The 14,719-nt window shown below is 68.1% G+C and carries 11 protein-coding genes and 2 tRNA genes; 9 read left to right on the top strand and 4 right to left on the bottom strand.

The features are described from left to right. Window positions 1-185 precede the first annotated feature (185 nt). Window positions 186-806, top strand: coding sequence for a hypothetical protein (locus EV649_RS05735; protein WP_130381197.1), 621 nt, complete (start codon window positions 186-188; stop codon window positions 804-806). A 233-nt stretch (window positions 807-1,039) separates the two neighbouring features. Here EV649_RS05735 and EV649_RS05730 read toward each other — a convergent pair whose 3' ends face one another. The 3 genes from EV649_RS05730 to EV649_RS05720 all read right to left on the bottom strand — a co-directional run bounded on the left by EV649_RS05730 (window position 1,040) and on the right by EV649_RS05720 (window position 5,449). Further along, window positions 1,040-2,263 (bottom strand): DDE-type integrase/transposase/recombinase, encoded by a 1,224-nt coding sequence (locus tag EV649_RS05730; protein WP_130381195.1) that lies wholly within the window; start codon window positions 2,261-2,263, stop codon window positions 1,040-1,042. Window positions 2,264-2,610: 347 nt separating this feature from the next. Further along, window positions 2,611-4,395, bottom strand: a complete 1,785-nt coding sequence (locus EV649_RS05725; RefSeq protein WP_241997734.1) for a hypothetical protein — start codon at window positions 4,393-4,395, stop codon at window positions 2,611-2,613. After that, window positions 4,388-5,449: a MoxR family ATPase gene (locus tag EV649_RS05720; protein WP_130381193.1), complete on the bottom strand. Its 1,062-nt coding sequence runs from the start codon at window positions 5,447-5,449 to the stop codon at window positions 4,388-4,390. The genes EV649_RS05725 and EV649_RS05720 overlap by 8 nt, the downstream gene beginning before the upstream one ends. Before the next feature lie 141 nt (window positions 5,450-5,590). Between EV649_RS05720 and EV649_RS05715 the strand changes: the two genes are divergently transcribed. The 4 genes from EV649_RS05715 to EV649_RS05700 all read left to right on the top strand — a co-directional run bounded on the left by EV649_RS05715 (window position 5,591) and on the right by EV649_RS05700 (window position 11,081). Further along, window positions 5,591-7,456, top strand: coding sequence for a hypothetical protein (locus EV649_RS05715; protein ID WP_130381191.1), 1,866 nt, complete (start codon window positions 5,591-5,593; stop codon window positions 7,454-7,456). Between the two features lie 230 nt (window positions 7,457-7,686). Continuing rightward, a complete protein-coding gene (locus tag EV649_RS05710; protein ID WP_130381189.1) occupies window positions 7,687-8,862 on the top strand; it encodes a globin domain-containing protein in 1,176 nt (391 codons plus the stop codon). Further along, the gene (locus EV649_RS05705) at window positions 8,859-9,536 is read left to right on the top strand and encodes a DivIVA domain-containing protein (protein ID WP_130381187.1); all 678 of its coding nucleotides are present in this window, start codon (window positions 8,859-8,861) and stop codon (window positions 9,534-9,536) included. Before EV649_RS05710 ends, EV649_RS05705 begins: the two co-directional genes overlap by 4 nt. A 123-nt stretch (window positions 9,537-9,659) precedes the next feature. Beyond that, the gene (locus EV649_RS05700; RefSeq protein ID WP_241997732.1) at window positions 9,660-11,081 is read left to right on the top strand and encodes a nitric oxide synthase oxygenase; all 1,422 of its coding nucleotides are present in this window, start codon (window positions 9,660-9,662) and stop codon (window positions 11,079-11,081) included. A 197-nt stretch (window positions 11,082-11,278) separates the two neighbouring features. Here EV649_RS05700 and EV649_RS05695 read toward each other — a convergent pair. Further along, window positions 11,279-11,349 (bottom strand) — tRNA-Gly (locus tag EV649_RS05695). A 107-nt stretch (window positions 11,350-11,456) separates the two neighbouring features. Between EV649_RS05695 and EV649_RS05690 the strand changes: the two genes are divergently transcribed. The 4 genes from EV649_RS05690 (at window position 11,457) to EV649_RS05675 (ending at window position 14,639) form a co-directional block, all read left to right on the top strand. Then, window positions 11,457-11,529, top strand: a tRNA-Pro gene (locus EV649_RS05690). A 78-nt stretch (window positions 11,530-11,607) separates the two neighbouring features. Further along, complete coding sequence (gene tig / locus EV649_RS05685; RefSeq protein WP_130381185.1) at window positions 11,608-12,999, top strand: trigger factor; 1,392 nt, start codon at window positions 11,608-11,610, stop codon at window positions 12,997-12,999. Window positions 13,000-13,375: 376 nt separating this feature from the next. After that, window positions 13,376-13,999, top strand: coding sequence for an ATP-dependent Clp protease proteolytic subunit (locus EV649_RS05680; protein WP_130381183.1), 624 nt, complete (start codon window positions 13,376-13,378; stop codon window positions 13,997-13,999). Between the two features lie 28 nt (window positions 14,000-14,027). Continuing rightward, window positions 14,028-14,639 carry an ATP-dependent Clp protease proteolytic subunit gene (locus tag EV649_RS05675; protein WP_130381181.1) on the top strand — a complete coding sequence of 204 codons (612 nt, stop codon included), beginning with the start codon at window positions 14,028-14,030 and terminating at the stop codon, window positions 14,637-14,639. Window positions 14,640-14,719 lie beyond the last annotated feature (80 nt).

Here is a 14,719-nt window from a genome sequence, read left to right as displayed (position 1 = left end):
GACTACACCTGTTCGCCCGGAGCAGACGCAATTCACTCCAGGCGAAACAGTGCGACAACCGCGGTGGCCGGATCAGGACCTCTGGCCGGATCGAGAGGACCTTCGGACCAGGGCAGCGTCGATCACGGAGGGTTACGGTGGCCGGAGATCCCCGGGGACCTCGGGGACATGGGGGGAGAGCGACCATGTCGCAGCAAGTTCCGCAGCAACCTTTCTATCCGCAGCAAGAGCTGCCACCGCAGCAGCCGCCGCCGCAGGGGCCGATGCGTCCCGGCCCGCAGCCGCCGCAGCCTAAGAAGCGCCGTCGTTGGGTCCCGTGGGCCGTGGCCTCGGGAACGTTCGTACTGGGTCTGGTCATCGGCGCCGCACCGAGCGGCGGCACGGCATCGACGTCAGCCGGCACACCGCAGGCGACGGCCACCGAGACCGTCCAGGCACCAGGCTCGACGGTGACGGTCACGGCGCCTCCGGTGAACGTGACAGCGCCGCCGGTCACGGTGACGGCGCCGCCGGTCACGGTGACGAAGCCTGCTCCGCCGGCCAAGACTGTGACGGCTGCGCCGCCCGAAGCCGCAGCCACGTTCGAGGGCGACGGCACCTACGAGGTCGGCGTCGACATCAAGCCTGGGAAGTACAAGTCGACCGGCGGTGAGGGCTGCTACTGGGCGCGGTTGAAGAACCTGGACGGCGACCTCGACGCCATCCTCGCCAACAATCTGAGCGACGGTCCGCAGACGGTGACGATCAAGAAGACCGACAAGGGTTTCGAAACCAGCAACTGCGCGGCCTGGAGGAAGGTCGCCTAACTGCACTGATCGCGTGCTGATGCCGGGCGAACTTCCTTTCTAGTGCCCCGTCAGGAGTAGTTCGGGTCGCAGGTCGGTCCAGCTCGGCCGTCCGCGTCGTACGCCCGCGCGGCGGCGTAACCGTGCTTGTGAGCCCCAAACTGGTTTGGGGAGTCCTGTCTACCCGGATCGGGATGTGATGTGAAGGGACATGTCGGACAGGGTGTGAAGGGACATGTCGGACACGGCTTGTGTTAGGTGTTCGAGGGTAGGGGTTTGGTGGGGCGGCGTCCTTGGGGCAGGCCGGACGGGATGTCTTTGATGTCTGGGTCGAGCTGGATGTGCTTGATCAGGTGGTGGTCGTGGAAGACCACGACGTGCGGGCCGTCGCGGAGGATGTGCAGTTGGGTGCCGGCCCATTCGCGGCCGAGCGCGATCCGGTAGCCGTCGCCGACTGTGAGGCGTCCTTTGGAGCAGGCCTTGACCGTGGTGAGGGTGGTGCGTGGTGCCGGCGGCTGGTCCGGGTCGGGGCCGGTCTTGGTGCTGGCGTGGTAGCGCTGGTCGGGGGTCTGGCCGTCGAGGGCCTGGTGGGGGCGGCGGGTGTTGAAGATGATGTCGTAGCTGTCCAGCAGGCGTTGCAGTTCGGTCAGGTCGGCGGCCGCGGGGCGGGCGTTGAGCCACTGTTTCAGGGGCTGCCAGTCGCGTTCCTTCTTCCCGCAGGTCTGCGGGTGGTAGGGCGAGGAGGTGACGTGGTAGACCCCGATCCGGGCCAGTTTGGCCTCGAGGTCGGAGTAGCCGCCGGTGCGGCGGCGTGTGCTGAACGACAGCCCGTTGTCGGACAGCACCACCGCGGGCTTGCCGTGTCGCTCCAACGCGATCTTCATGCATGCCCAGGCCGAGACGGCGTTCTCGCTGACCGCGGCCACGGTGGCCAAGATCTTGCGGGAATGATCGTCGATCACCCGCACGATCGCGACCTCCTGCCTGCCACCGTGGCCGGCGGCCAGCCACCAGGCCGTGGCGTCGGTCTGCCACATCCCGTTCGGTGACAAGGCCTCGAACCGCTTGTAAGAGCTGTGCGGACGTTTGCCCGGTGACGGCGTGACACAGCCGTGCTCGGTGAGGATCTTGTGCACTGTGCGCGCCGACGGGACACCCACCGCCCCGTCCAGCAGCAACCAGTCCCGCACACTCCTGGCCCCCGCGTCCCAGCCGTCGGCAGCCAACCGGCGATGCATCGCCAGCAGCCGCTCGACCACCTCGACCGGGGTCGCGTTCGGGCTGCGCCGCGGCCGCCGCGACCGCGGCAACAACCCCTCCAAACCCTCCGCCGCGAACTGCGCCCGATACCGGTAGAACGTGTCCCGGCTGATCCCGTACCGCCGGCACAACTCCGTCACCGAGACCGACGAATCATCCAGCGCAGCAAACGCGCCGATCGCGAACCGAACCTCCATCGGAACCACCAGATCCGCCATGACCCACACACTGAGCCACAACCATCAGGTGTCCGACATGTCCCTACACACCTCTGTCAGACATGTCCCTTCAGAACACATACCCGGATCGGGAGGTAGGACTCCCCGCTCCGTGTGCAGACGCTCCCCAAACCGGTTTGGGGAGGAGCTCCGACGCTCCCGAACCGGTTTGGGGAGGAACGCCGCGGTGGGTTGAGGATGTCCCGCTCGAGTGGTGGCGAGTTCGTCGAGTAGTGGTCAGCGGTCACGGCGCTGTGCCTCGCCTATGAGGGATATGACCCAACGTTCCTTGACGAGGCACTATCGGAGTCGCCTGACGACGGCCTTTCGCCGCCGGCCGAGCCTGTTCACTCCACCCGGAAGACAGGACCCCTGGTGGTGAAGGGGAGGGATGCGCCGCGGGGGATCAGCCACGCGTGCTCCCGCCGTACCCGGACGACGTCGCACTGGCCGTCCGTGATGAGCAGGATCGGGCCGTGGATCGGGAAGTCGTCCGCCCGCTCCAGCAGGTCCACACCGGGCTGGAGAACGGTCCCGCCTCGACCGTGGACCGTCATGCGGCCGGCAATGTCGTCCACCGGCACGTACCCGGCGTCGTACGCCGCGGCGTCGCAGTACACCACCCGCGCGGCCGGTACGTCGCGAGCGCGTGAGTACGACGCGATCGCTCCGAGTGCCTTGCCGAGCAGTTCGCGATCCATCGAACCCGAGGTGTCCAGAACGACGCCGTACGTCGGGAGTCGTTCCAGCTCGACCGGGCGGATCCAGCCGGGGCGTGGGATGTCCGGCGTACCGGATTGGCGTCGGGAGGCCCGTGCGTACGTGCGGGTCTTCTCGACCGCGGGGACGTGCTCCTCGAACCAGCGGGCCAGCTGTGCGTCCCAGGCGAGAGGCGGGTGGTCCAGCGCACGGATCTCCTCGACCAGTCCAGCAGGCAGCGTGCCGCGCGCTGGGTCGTGGTACGCCAGTCCGGTGCTCAGGGCGCGTCGGTAGATGTCGTCCAGACCGGCACCCCGTGCAGCCTCACCGGAGTGCGGGAGCGGGTGACCGAGTACGTCGCCCAGGCCGACGCCGCGCAGCGTCGCCAGCTTGCGGTAGCGGCGCAGGTCCGTGGTGATGCGGTCGTAGACCTCCTCCGTGGACATGCCCTTCAGCGCCGGGTCGTAGAGCCCACCGTCGGGCAGGGTGCCGACACCCATCTCCAGGAGCCAGCCGTTGATCACCAGATCGGCGGCCACGTTCCACAGGTACGGGTCACGGCCGCCGACGCGCTCACCGTGTCGCAGAGCGGCGTGCAGCATCTCGTGCGCCATGACGAACCGCCACTCGCTCAGCGTCAGACTGGTCAGCGGGTTCACGTAGATCTCGCCGGCGGACGCGTTGACTGCCGCGACCCGGATGTCCCAGCCGCGAGCGAGCTCGGCCTCGGCAACGACCGTCATGCTCGCAGCGATCGCACCGAGCAACGGGTACGACGAGACGAACCAGCCGAGGGCCAGGTCCCACTTGTCGCGGCCGCCGCCGCCTGCGCTCAGCGACGAGCGTGCGCCGCCAGCAACCTCGACAGCCGCAGCAGCCGCGGCGGACAGGCCTGCGGCGAACAGCTCACCCCAGTTCGGCGGCTTGCCCCAGCCGTTCCAGCGGGCGGTCTGGACGTCACGGGCGTGACCGGCAACTCCCAGACGCTCGTACTCCGCCGGTACGCCGGCGCGCCGCCACAGTCGCGCCAGCGCGTCCTCCTCCATTGCGGGGAAGTCTGGCGGCAGGTCAACGACCGGCGTACCGAGTTTGAGCGACTGGAGGTAGCGGTTGACCGCCACGTCGTTTGCGGCGCTCGCGGCCTGGTCAGCTTCTGGCAGGTCCCGTTCGGCGTGGCCGAGGCCCAGGTGGATCAGTAGGTGCGCGAAGATCCATGCCCACTCCTCTGGGATGGCGCGGCGCGTCCGGTGCGTGCGGATCTGCCCGTTCGAGTCGATCGTCGCCCAGCCGTCTGCTGGGCAGCTGTCGTCGCGGAGCGGGCTGTGCGCCCAGTCCGCCATCGGCGCGAACAGCGGGTGCCGCGCGACGATGGCCCAGCCAGCCTGGATCGCCTCCCACGCCGGGTCCCGCTGTGCCTTCTTCCGCTTAGGCACGTGCCGCCACCAGCCGCGGCAGGTCGCGGCTGACTTCGACCAGGAACCAGGTCGGGAGCACCGGGCGGCCGTCGTCGTCGGCTGCGATCACCACCTGCGCCACCTCGAGCGAGATCTCCGCCAGCTCGACCAGCAGCGCCTTGCCGCGGTGCGCGAGCTGACGAGCGGCAGGGCTCGCCGACGCCTTGTCAGCGGCCAGCTCCTTGATCAGCCGGGCACGGAACGTCTCGGCCAGGAAGTACAGCAGGTCCCGGTCCTCCGGTGCGGACGGCCAGCCGGTCTCACCCTTCAGTACGGCGTCCAGCCCGAACGCGTGCCGGACGGTCTTCACATACGCGCGGAACGCCGACGCGTGCGCCGCGGACAAGGTGCCGAAGGCAAGGACCCGGAGCGTCTCGTCGGACACGTCGTCGCCGTACGAGTGCAGGGCGTCCGACAGCATGTGCCAGCTGCGCGGCGTCGAGAACGGCTCCTCGGTCTTCGGAGGCGCGGTCCAGAGGTGGTCGGGACGGTTGCGCAGGTAGTCGAGGACCCATGGGTGGATGCCCGCCGTACCGGCCCACTGCAGCCAGTCGGTCGCGGACGCGCGGAGGTGGATGTGCACGAGCCGGTTCACCAGGGCGCTCGCCATCGGACGGGCCAGGGCATTGTCGGTGGCCCGGTTGCCGGCGCCGATCACTACGGACCCCTCCGGCAGCTCGTACTCACCGATGCGGCGGTCCAGGATGAGCGAGTAGAACGCCTTCTGCACCTCGGCCGAGGAGGCGTTCAGTTCGTCGAGGAACAGGCAGTACGGCTCGTCGCGGGCGATCGCGACGGGTGGTGCGAACCGGCTGCGGCCGTCGACGATCTGCGGTACGCCGATGAGGTCCTCCGGCGCGAGCTGCGTGCCCAGGAGCGTGACGCACTCCAGACCGAGCGATTCCGCGAACGCCCGTACCAGGCTGCTCTTCCCGATCCCCGGTGCGCCCCAGAGGAAGACCGGGCGTACCACTGCCACGTGCAGCAGTACTTCGGGCAGTTCGGCTGCCGATACCGTGATTCCCGCTTGCATCAGTCCCTTTCGTCGCTGGTCAGCCCTTCAGGATCCTCTCGAGGTCACGGTGTGTCACCCGGTTTTCCACGTGGCTTCCGTTACTGGTGGTTACTGACTAGGGTGCGGCGCGAGGTCATCGGAGTACTGGGGGGGTCTCTCGTGCTGGGCTTACGTGTCAAGGCGGCCGTGGTGTGTGCCGTCGTACTGCTGCCGTTGACGGCGTCGCAGGTGATGGCTGCCGATCCACCGCAGCACCTGGGGGAGGGTGTCCTCGTTCCCGGGCGTACGGCGGTGGATGTCGGTATGTCGGGCGCCCGCGTGGTCGTTTCGAACCCTGTCTACGAGACGAGTAACAACGGGACCACGTGGACAGCCTCTGGAGGCTCGAACGACGGCAAGCCGCTGCAGGTCGAGGGAGCTGCGCTACTGACGTTCGACGGCGGTACTGCGAAGGTCGGTGGCCTCACGTTCCCCGCCGCGGACGACGTGGTGCTCGGGAAGGGCGGCAAGCTCGTCTCGCATCGTGCACCGGCTGCTGCGACCGCAGAGGTGTACAACGTCGCCAGCAAGACCAAACTGGCCGACGTCGCCCCGCCGTTCGCCATGTCCGGCGATACGGTGTGGAAGGTGACCGAGCCGGGTCACCTGGACGGTAAGAACCTGGCTACCGGTGTCGTGAAGACCGTGCTGGTCGCCAGCGCGTGCACCGTCGGCCCAGACGACGTCAACGGCCGCTGGGCGGTGTTGAGCGGCTGCAATCAGGTTGTAGACGTCAGCGGGCCGCAGCCGCCGCGGAATCTGACTGTGGCCGCGGACTCCCAGCTGGGCAACGGATTCACCGTGCAGGCGTCCGGCTCCGACCTGCTGGTCACCGACCTCAACGACCCGGCACTGGGACAGCGGCGCTACGGGCCGATCCGCACCACCACCCCCAGCTTCCGCGCAGACGGCTCCGGTCTCGCGAAGATCGTGTACGCCGACGCGACCAGCAAGCCCCGCGTGATCACCCTGTCCTGGCTGACCGCCGACCCGCAGCAGCACCCGGACACCGTCGCGCCCGTACTGACCAGTGCATCCGCAGGCGATCGAGTCCGCGACAACACCAGCCTGTCCTTCGAGTGGGCGTACGACGATCCGCAGGACCCGAACTCGCCTGCGACCGGTGTGGACAGCTACGACCTGCGAATTCAGCAGCGCCCGAACCGCACCTCGCCGTACGGCGCCTGGAACCAGGTGCCCGCGTGGCAGGGGCTCAAGACCACCGGGGCGAGTCTGAGCGCACCGATCGGCACTGACACGTGCTGGCAGGTGCGTGCACGCGACTACGCCGGCAACCTGAGTGCCTGGAGTACGTCGTACTGCAGTGAAGTGGACGGTACGGCGCCGTCGCTGGTCACGTGGCGAATCGGGGACCGCGTGCAGCTGAGCGGGTCCGCGACAGTGCGCTGGGCCTACAAGGACGACACCGACATCGCGTCGTACGACGTCGTCTACAAGGTGGCCGCACCGGGTGCCGCGCTGGGCAAGTGGATCTACCCCGCTGTCTGGCAGAACACGCGCATCACCGGGATCACCTGGTCGCCGCGACTCGGCTGGGACGAGTGCTTCATGGTGCGCGCCCGCGACTACCTGGGGAACCTCTCCGCCTGGTCCGCACCGATCTGCTCGGTAGCGCCAGAGGACGACCGCGCCCTGACCTCCGCCGGCACTGTCACGCGTTCCACCAGCACGCTGGCGTTCCAAGGCACCACGACCATCCTCAAGGCGAACGGCGCCTACCTGACCAAGGCCACCGAAGCCGGCCTGCGCATTGCCTTGGTAGCGATTCACGGCCCGGGCCAAGGCCGCGTGGACATCTACCACGCGAACATCAAGATCGGCACGGTCTCTCTGGCCGCAGCCACCACCAGTCGCGTCGTCACCTACCTCCCTGCAACCCCTTTCCGTACAGGGCCTCTCAAGATCATCTCCACCTCGACGGCACCCGCCGCCATCGACGGCATCGCCTTTCTCCGGGCCCCGTAGGAATTTCGGCACGTCTCAGTCCGGTTCGCGGTTTCAAGCCGTTGGCCGCGGGTAGGTTGCGGGCGGGAGACACCACGAAGGACCGACTCGGGGACTGGACTGGGAGGGAACCCTTGTCAACGCAGTGTCCGTCGGCCGACTCGGCCGACGATCGGCAATACCTGGTGCCCACTGACGGGCCGACCGCATCACTCGAGGAGCTGCCTTCTCGAGCCGGATAGCGAACCCTTATGGATGCCAACGCCCTCCAGCGCAGCTGGGACCGGGTGACAGAGCACGGAGAACAGGTACCGCTGTACTTCTACTCGCATTTGTTCGTGTCCTATCCCGAGGTGCGGCCTATGTTCCCGCTCAACATGTCGAACCAGCGGGACAAGTTCGTCGGCGCCCTCGGCCGGATCGTCAGCCATGCCGATCAGATCGAGAACGATGCCGCGTACCTGCAGCATCTCGGACGCGATCATCGCAAGTACGCCGTACTCGCGGAGCACTACGACGCGGTCGGAGCCTCGTTGTGCGCGACCCTGAAGCACTTCCTCGGGCCCGATTGGGACGAGGAGCTCGCCGGCCACTGGACGGCGGCCTACCAGGTGATCGCGCGGATGATGGTCGAGGCGGCGGAGACCTCCTCGGAGTCCACCCCTGACTGGTGGGACGCCGACGTGGTCGCGGTCGAACGGCGGACCATGGACCTCACGCTGCTGACGATCCGGCCGCGGCGCGAGTTCCAGTTCCTCCCGGGCCAGTCGGTCTCCATGGAGATCCCGCAACGGCCCCGGTTGTGGCGGTACTTCAGTCCGGCCAACGCCCCGCGCCGGGACGGCTCGATCGACCTGCACGTGCAGCAGATCGACGGCGGCCAGGTGAGCCCGGCCGTGGTGCGGTCGCTGAAGGTCGGCGACGCCGTGAAGCTGGGCGCCCCGGTCGGCGAACGGCTGACCCGGCGCGCAGGCGACGTACGGGACGTGCTGATGGTCGCCGGCGGAACCGGTCTCGCCCCGCTGCTCGCGGTGCTCGAACAGATCGACAACGAGTGGGAACGGTCGCGCACCGCCCCACGGGTCCATCTGCTCCACGGGGTCCGGATGCCCTGGCACCTCTACGACCGGCCGCAGTTGCGTGAAATGGCGCAGAAGCGGCCCTGGTTCGACTACACCGAAGTTGTGTCCGACGACGCGTCCTATCCCGGAACGCGCGGGAAGGTCGGCATGGTCGCGGCCCGGCAGGACCTGTACGGGCGGACCGCGATGGTGTGCGGCGGCCCGCAGATGGTCGCGCACACGCTGGAGCGACTGGCAGGCGCCGGCATGGACCCCGAGCACATCAAGTACGAGCACTTCTACTACGCGCCCGTGGATGAGCACACGGGCACGCCAGCGCTCACCAGGTCAGGAGACAACCAGTGACCAACGGAAAGCACCGCCACGGCTCTCCGCACTACCAGACCCCCGATGCGATCCGGGGCGAAACGTTCCGGCGTAGGCTCCGGGGCCTCGATTCGGACCAGGTGTACGGGTACATCGACCTGCTCGCCGACCAGGTGCACGCGACCGCGAGAGAGGTCAGCGAGTGCCGCGCCGAGAACGAACGGCTCCAGGCGGAGCTGCGGCGGACCCGGGCGGAAGTGAAGCGTGTGCAAGGGGAGCTGGACGAGTACGAGCAGGTCGGCGAGCGCGTGAACGAGCAGATCGTTCAGCTGTTCAGCCAGGCACAACTGGTCGCCGAGGAGATGGTCGAGGACGTCAGCCGCGACACCCGCGAGCGGATCGGCCAGGCGCGCGCACACGAGCGCCGGATCGTCGAGGAGGCCATGGACACGGCCGGACAGCAGGTCCGTTCGTACGCACAGAACGCGCAGACCCGGATGCAGTCGATCGTGGACTCGTTCTCGACCGAGGTCGAGCGGCTCGGGAGCTCGGGCCAGTCCGGCGAGCAGGCGCCCCGCCAGAAGGATGCCTGGTTCGACGACCTGAGCGACTGGCAGGTCCGCCTCCAGAACGGGCGTGGAAACGGGCATCCGAACAGTAACGGGCACGGGGGCCCGAACGGTAGCGGTCCGAGGTCTCCAGGCTCGGACTGACCCGTGCGAACTCTTCCGAACCCCGCCCGGACGGAGGATCACCGCGCGGAAGCCCCGACAAGCCGGCGGGCGGCACGAGGCCGCCGGCCCCTGGCTCTGCCACTCGCAGTCCTCGGACTGGCCGTGGCAGGCGCCGCCCTCGGCGCGCTCGAACTCGGCCGGTGGGCGCCGATCGGCGTCCCGACCCAAGTTGCGATCGCGCTCAGCCTGGCAGGTCTCCTACTCGCCGTGGGAATCTGCGTCCGCCATGTCGTCGCGGTCGGCGGCGCGGAGCAGCTGCTCCAGGTCGCCGGCGCGCGGTGGGGCACCGCCCGACGTGCCCGACGTACGGCGTCACGACGGCCCGTGACGGTCCCGCCGGTGCCCGGTCACCCGCCAGTGCCTGGTCACCCGCCAGTGAGCCGGTCCGAGCCGGATCTCGATGTCGAGACGGTGCGTGCCGCGGCGAAGGAGTTCCTCGAGCTCTTCTACGGCGAGGACCCACACGTGGGGCCGCTGGAGCCCCGGATGGCCGAGGTGATGCGCGAGATCGACACGACCGGCACCTACTGGCACACCGCCGAGGAGTTGGTCTTCGGTGCCCGCGTCGCCTGGCGCAACAACAAACGCTGCATCGGCCGCCTGTACTGGCGCAGCCTGCAGGTGCGCGATCTGAGAACGGTGTCCGACGCAAGCAGCGTCGCCGCGCACTGCTTCGAGCATCTCAGTACGGCGCACAACGGCGGCAAGATCCGGCCGATGATCAGCGTCTTCGCTCCCGAGACGCCGTCCCGCCCAGCTCCCAGGATCTGGAACGAGCAGCTCATCCGGTACGCCGGGTACGAGCAACCGGACGGTCGCGCGCTGGGGGATCCCCGCTACCGCGCGTTCACGAGCAAACTGATCCAGCGTGGTTGGCGACCGCCCGAGCGACAAGGAGCCTTCGACGTACTCCCACTTGTCGTGGAGACCGTCGAGGAAGGGCCGCGGATGTTCCAGCTGCCCGGGCAAGCGGTCCACGAGGTCCCACTCGAGCACCCCGAGCTGAAGTGGTTCGCGGACCTGGAACTCCGGTGGCACGCGGTCCCGGTGATCAGCAACAACCGCCTCGTGATCGGCGGTGTCTCCTACCCGGCCGCGCCCTTCAACGGCTGGTACATGGGCACAGAGATCGGGGCTCGCAACCTAGGCGACAGCGACCGCTACGACCTGGTCCCGGAGGTCGCGGCGCGGATGGGCCTCGATACCTCGCACGAGGCGACCCTGTGGCGGGACCAGGCCCTGGTCGAGATCAACCGGGCGGTCCTGCACTCGTTCCACACCAACGGCGTGACGGTCACCGACCACCACACCGAGTCCCGCAGGTTCCTCATCCACCTGGAGAAGGAGGAGCGCGCCGGCCGCGGCTGCCCCGCCGACTGGAGCTGGATCGTCCCGCCGATGTCCGGCTCCCAGACCCCGGTCTTCCACCGCTACTACGAGACAGACAACCAGGTCCCGAACTTCGTCAACGACCCAGAAGCCACCTGCCGAGCCCTAAGAGGAGGCCCCCCAGCCTTCCCCTGAGCCCCCACCCAACCCAACCCACACCCGGCCCACGCACCCAACCCGACCCACGCCCCGGGGCCGACGCACCCAACCCGACCCACGCCAGGGGGTGCGGGTGGCGAAGCCCCCGCCCGCGCCGAGCGAAGCGAAGGCGCACAACAGAAGAGGGCGAGGAAGCCTGCGCTTTCCGCAGGCACACCTCGCCCTCTCGCCCGAGCGGGTGACGAGAATCGAACTCGCGTAGTCAGTTTGGAAGACTGGGGCTCTACCATTGAGCTACACCCGCGTGCTTGGACATGATTCCACATGAGGTGGGTCGGACTCAAAACCGTGGTGCTGGGACCCCGGTGGCGCGAGCACTGGTTCCGGTCGACTACACTCGACCGGTCACTGCGGGGCGTAGCGTAGTGGCTAGCGCGCCTGCTTTGGGAGCAGGAGACCGCAGGTTCGAGTCCTGTCGCCCCGACAAACCCCCTGTAGCACCGCTGCAGCGCGGGGTGTCGCGCGTGCTGTGAATGTCACCGAATCAAGGAGAACCGCCACCGTGAAGAGCACCGTCGAGTCCTTGAGCCCGACCAAGGTCAAGCTCATCGTCGAGGTGCCGTTCGAGGAACTCAAGCCGAGCCTCGACGCGGCGTACAAGAGCATCGGCCAGCAGATCGTGGTGCCGGGCTTCCGCAAGGGCAAGATCCCGCCGCAGGTCATCGACCAGCGCGTCGGCCGCGGTCCGGTGCTCGAGGAGGCGATCAACGACGCCCTCCCGAAGCTGTACTCGCAGGCGGTCAGCGACAACCAGGTCAAGGCGATCGGCCGGCCCGAGGTCGACGTGACCGAGTTCAACGACAAGGAGAGCCTGCAGTTCTCCGCCGAGGTCGAGGTCCGCCCGGAGATCACCCTGCCGGACCTGGAGGGCCTGGAGGCCGAGGTCGAGGACATCGCGATCTCCGACGACGAGGTGAACGAGCAGATCGAGTCGCTGCGCCAGCGGTTCGGCTCGCTGAACCCGGTCGAGCGCGCGGTCGGCGACAACGACTTCATCACCCTCGACCTGTCGGCCAGCAAGGACGGCGAGAAGGTCGAGGAGGCGCAGGCCACCGGCCTGTCGTACCAGGTCGGCAGCGGTCAGCTGCTGGACGGCCTCGACGAGGCTGTCCTCGGCCTGAGCGCCGGCGAGAAGAAGACCTTCGTCACCCAGCTCGTGGGCGGCTCGCTGAAGGGCGAGGACGTCGACGTCGAGGTGACCGTCACCGCGGTCAAGGAGCAGGAGCTCCCGGAGTTCGACGACGAGTTCGCGCAGACCGCGTCGGAGTTCGACACCGCCGACGAGCTGAAGACCGACGTACAGACCCGGCTGGAGCGCGGCAAGCGGCTCGAGCAGGCCGGTGAGGCGCGCGACGCCGTACTGGAGAAGATCCTGACGCTGGTTGACGTGCCGGTCCCCGAGGGCCTGCTGACCGACGAGCTGGCCGCCCGCAAGGAGAACCTGGAGCAGCAGCTCGGGTACTCCGGGATGACCATGGAGCAGTTCCTCGAGGGCGAGGAGCAGACCCAGGACGAGTTCGACGAGGACCTGAAGAAGCGGTCCGAGGACGCGATCAAGGCGCAGTTCGTGCTCGACCTGGTGGCCGAGCAGCAGGAGCTGAGCGTCAACGACCAGGAGCTGTCCGAGCACATCGTCCGGCACGCGCAGCGTTCCGGCGTCAGCCCGGACCAGTTCGCGCAGCACGCGGTGGAGAACAACCTGGTCCCGAGCCTGGTGTCCGAGGTCGTCCGCGGCAAGGCGCTCGCGTACCTGGTGGAGAACGCCAAGGTCACCGATGCCTCCGGCAACACGGTCGAGCTGAAGACCCTGCAGCCGGACGGCTCGTACGCCGACCCGGAGGCGGCCGCCGACGAGGCCGCCGAGGCCCCGGTCGCGGAGCCCGCGCAGGCCTGAGCAACGTCTCGCCGTACGGCCCGGATCCCCTCAGGGTGGGTCCGGGCCGTACGCATGTTCGCCGGACGATTGCGACGCGACCGTAAGAAACCTGGCCTAGCGTGGCCGGTGAAACGATTTCCGGAGTGTTGTGGGTCGAACGCGGAGGGGGCGGGTGTGGCCGCGCTGCTGCAGGAGCCTGAGGTACGGCGGGAGCCGGAGCTGCCGGACCGCCGCGAAGTACCTGACGAGGCAGCGGACGACGAGTCCGGATCCGTTGTCCTGTGCGGCTGGTGAATGCGCCCGAATTCGCTCAGAGCAGACGAACGGTGCGCCGTGAGCGAACACCTCCGGCCCAGCCTTAGGTCTGTCGCTCTCGCCCAGTAATGTCGGGTTCGTGAACGAGACATTTGCAGCCAGCCCCACCGCCGCGGGCGGCAACGGATCCGGCGGAGACGAAAACGACATCTACCGGGAGTTGCGGAAGAACCGGATCATCTTCCTGGGGTCCGAGGTCCGCGACGACAACGCGAACGCGATCTGCGCGCAGATGCTGCTGCTGAACGCACAGGACCCGAACGCGGACATCTGGTTGTACATCAACTCTCCGGGTGGCTCGGTGGACTCCGGCATGGCGATCTACGACACCATGCAGTGGATCTCCAACGACGTCGCCACGGTCGGGATGGGCCTGGCCGCCTCGATGGGCCAGTTCCTGCTCTGCGCCGGCGCGAAGAACAAGCGGTACGCGCTGCCGCACGCGCGGATCATGATGCACCAGCCCTCCGGCGGTATGGGCGGTACGGCGTCCGACATCAAGATCCAGGCCGAGCAGTCACTGCACCTGAAGGCGCTGCTGTTCCGGCTGATCTCCGAGCACACCGGCCAGGCGCTCGACCAGGTCGAGAACGACGCCGACCGGGACCGCTGGTTCACCGCCGACCAGGCGAAGGAGTACGGCTTCATCGACCACGTGGTCACCAGCGCTGCCCAGCTCAGCTCGGGCAGCCCGAACTCCTGATCTCCCACTTCGTCAGTTAAGGAAGCACATGAACTACTTCATCCCGCAGTGGGAGGAGCGCACGTCGTACGGCATGCGCCGGATCGATCCGTACACGAAGCTCTTCGAGGACCGGATCATCTTCCTGGGTACGCCGATCAGCGACGAGATCGCGAACGCCGTGATGGCGCAGCTGCTCTGCCTGCAGTCGATGGACTCCGACCGCGACATCAGCATCTACATCAACTCCCCGGGCGGCTCGTTCACCGCGCTGACCGCGATCTACGACACGATCCGCTACATCAAGCCGGACGTCTCGACGGTCTGCCTCGGCCAGGCCGCCTCGGCCGCCGCCGTGCTGCTCGCCGCCGGTACGCCGGGCAAGCGGTTCGCGCTGCCGAACAGCCGGATCATCATTCACCAGCCGGCGACCGAGGGCACCTACGGCCAGTCGAGCGACATCGAGATCCAGGCGAACGAGATCCTCCGGCTGCGTGCGCTGCTGGAGAGGATGATCGCCGACGCGAGCGGCAAGGACATCCAGGAGGTGTCCCGCGACATCGAGCGGGACAAGTTCCTGACCGCCGAGCAGGCCGTTGAGTACGGGCTGATCGACCAGGTGTTCGAGTCTCTCAAGGCCCCGGTCCCGGCCGGCGTCTGAACGGGTTCAGTTCAGGCCGGGCCGGTCTGACCGGTTGTCAAGAGCAGGACGCGTTCGCCACCGGCGTAGTCACAACCCGG

The organism is Kribbella sp. VKM Ac-2569, from assembly GCF_004216905.1.
Taxonomy (GTDB): domain Bacteria; phylum Actinomycetota; class Actinomycetes; order Propionibacteriales; family Kribbellaceae; genus Kribbella.
The sequence above is the reverse complement of the archived record's forward strand: the minus strand, read 5'-3'. Positions and strand labels throughout refer to the sequence as shown.

What these genes read in the sequence shown, in the direction of transcription:
- EV649_RS05735 (WP_130381197.1), top strand. Translation starts at nt 186, where the DNA reads ATGTCGCAGCAAGTTCCGCAGCAACCTTTCTATCCGCAGCAAGAGCTG.
- EV649_RS05730 (WP_130381195.1), bottom strand. Translation starts at nt 2,263, where the DNA reads ATGGCGGATCTGGTGGTTCCGATGGAGGTTCGGTTCGCGATCGGCGCG.
- EV649_RS05720 (WP_130381193.1), bottom strand. Translation starts at nt 5,449, where the DNA reads ATGCAAGCGGGAATCACGGTATCGGCAGCCGAACTGCCCGAAGTACTG.
- EV649_RS05710 (WP_130381189.1), top strand. Translation starts at nt 7,687, where the DNA reads ATGGATGCCAACGCCCTCCAGCGCAGCTGGGACCGGGTGACAGAGCAC.
- EV649_RS05675 (WP_130381181.1), top strand. Translation starts at nt 14,028, where the DNA reads ATGAACTACTTCATCCCGCAGTGGGAGGAGCGCACGTCGTACGGCATG.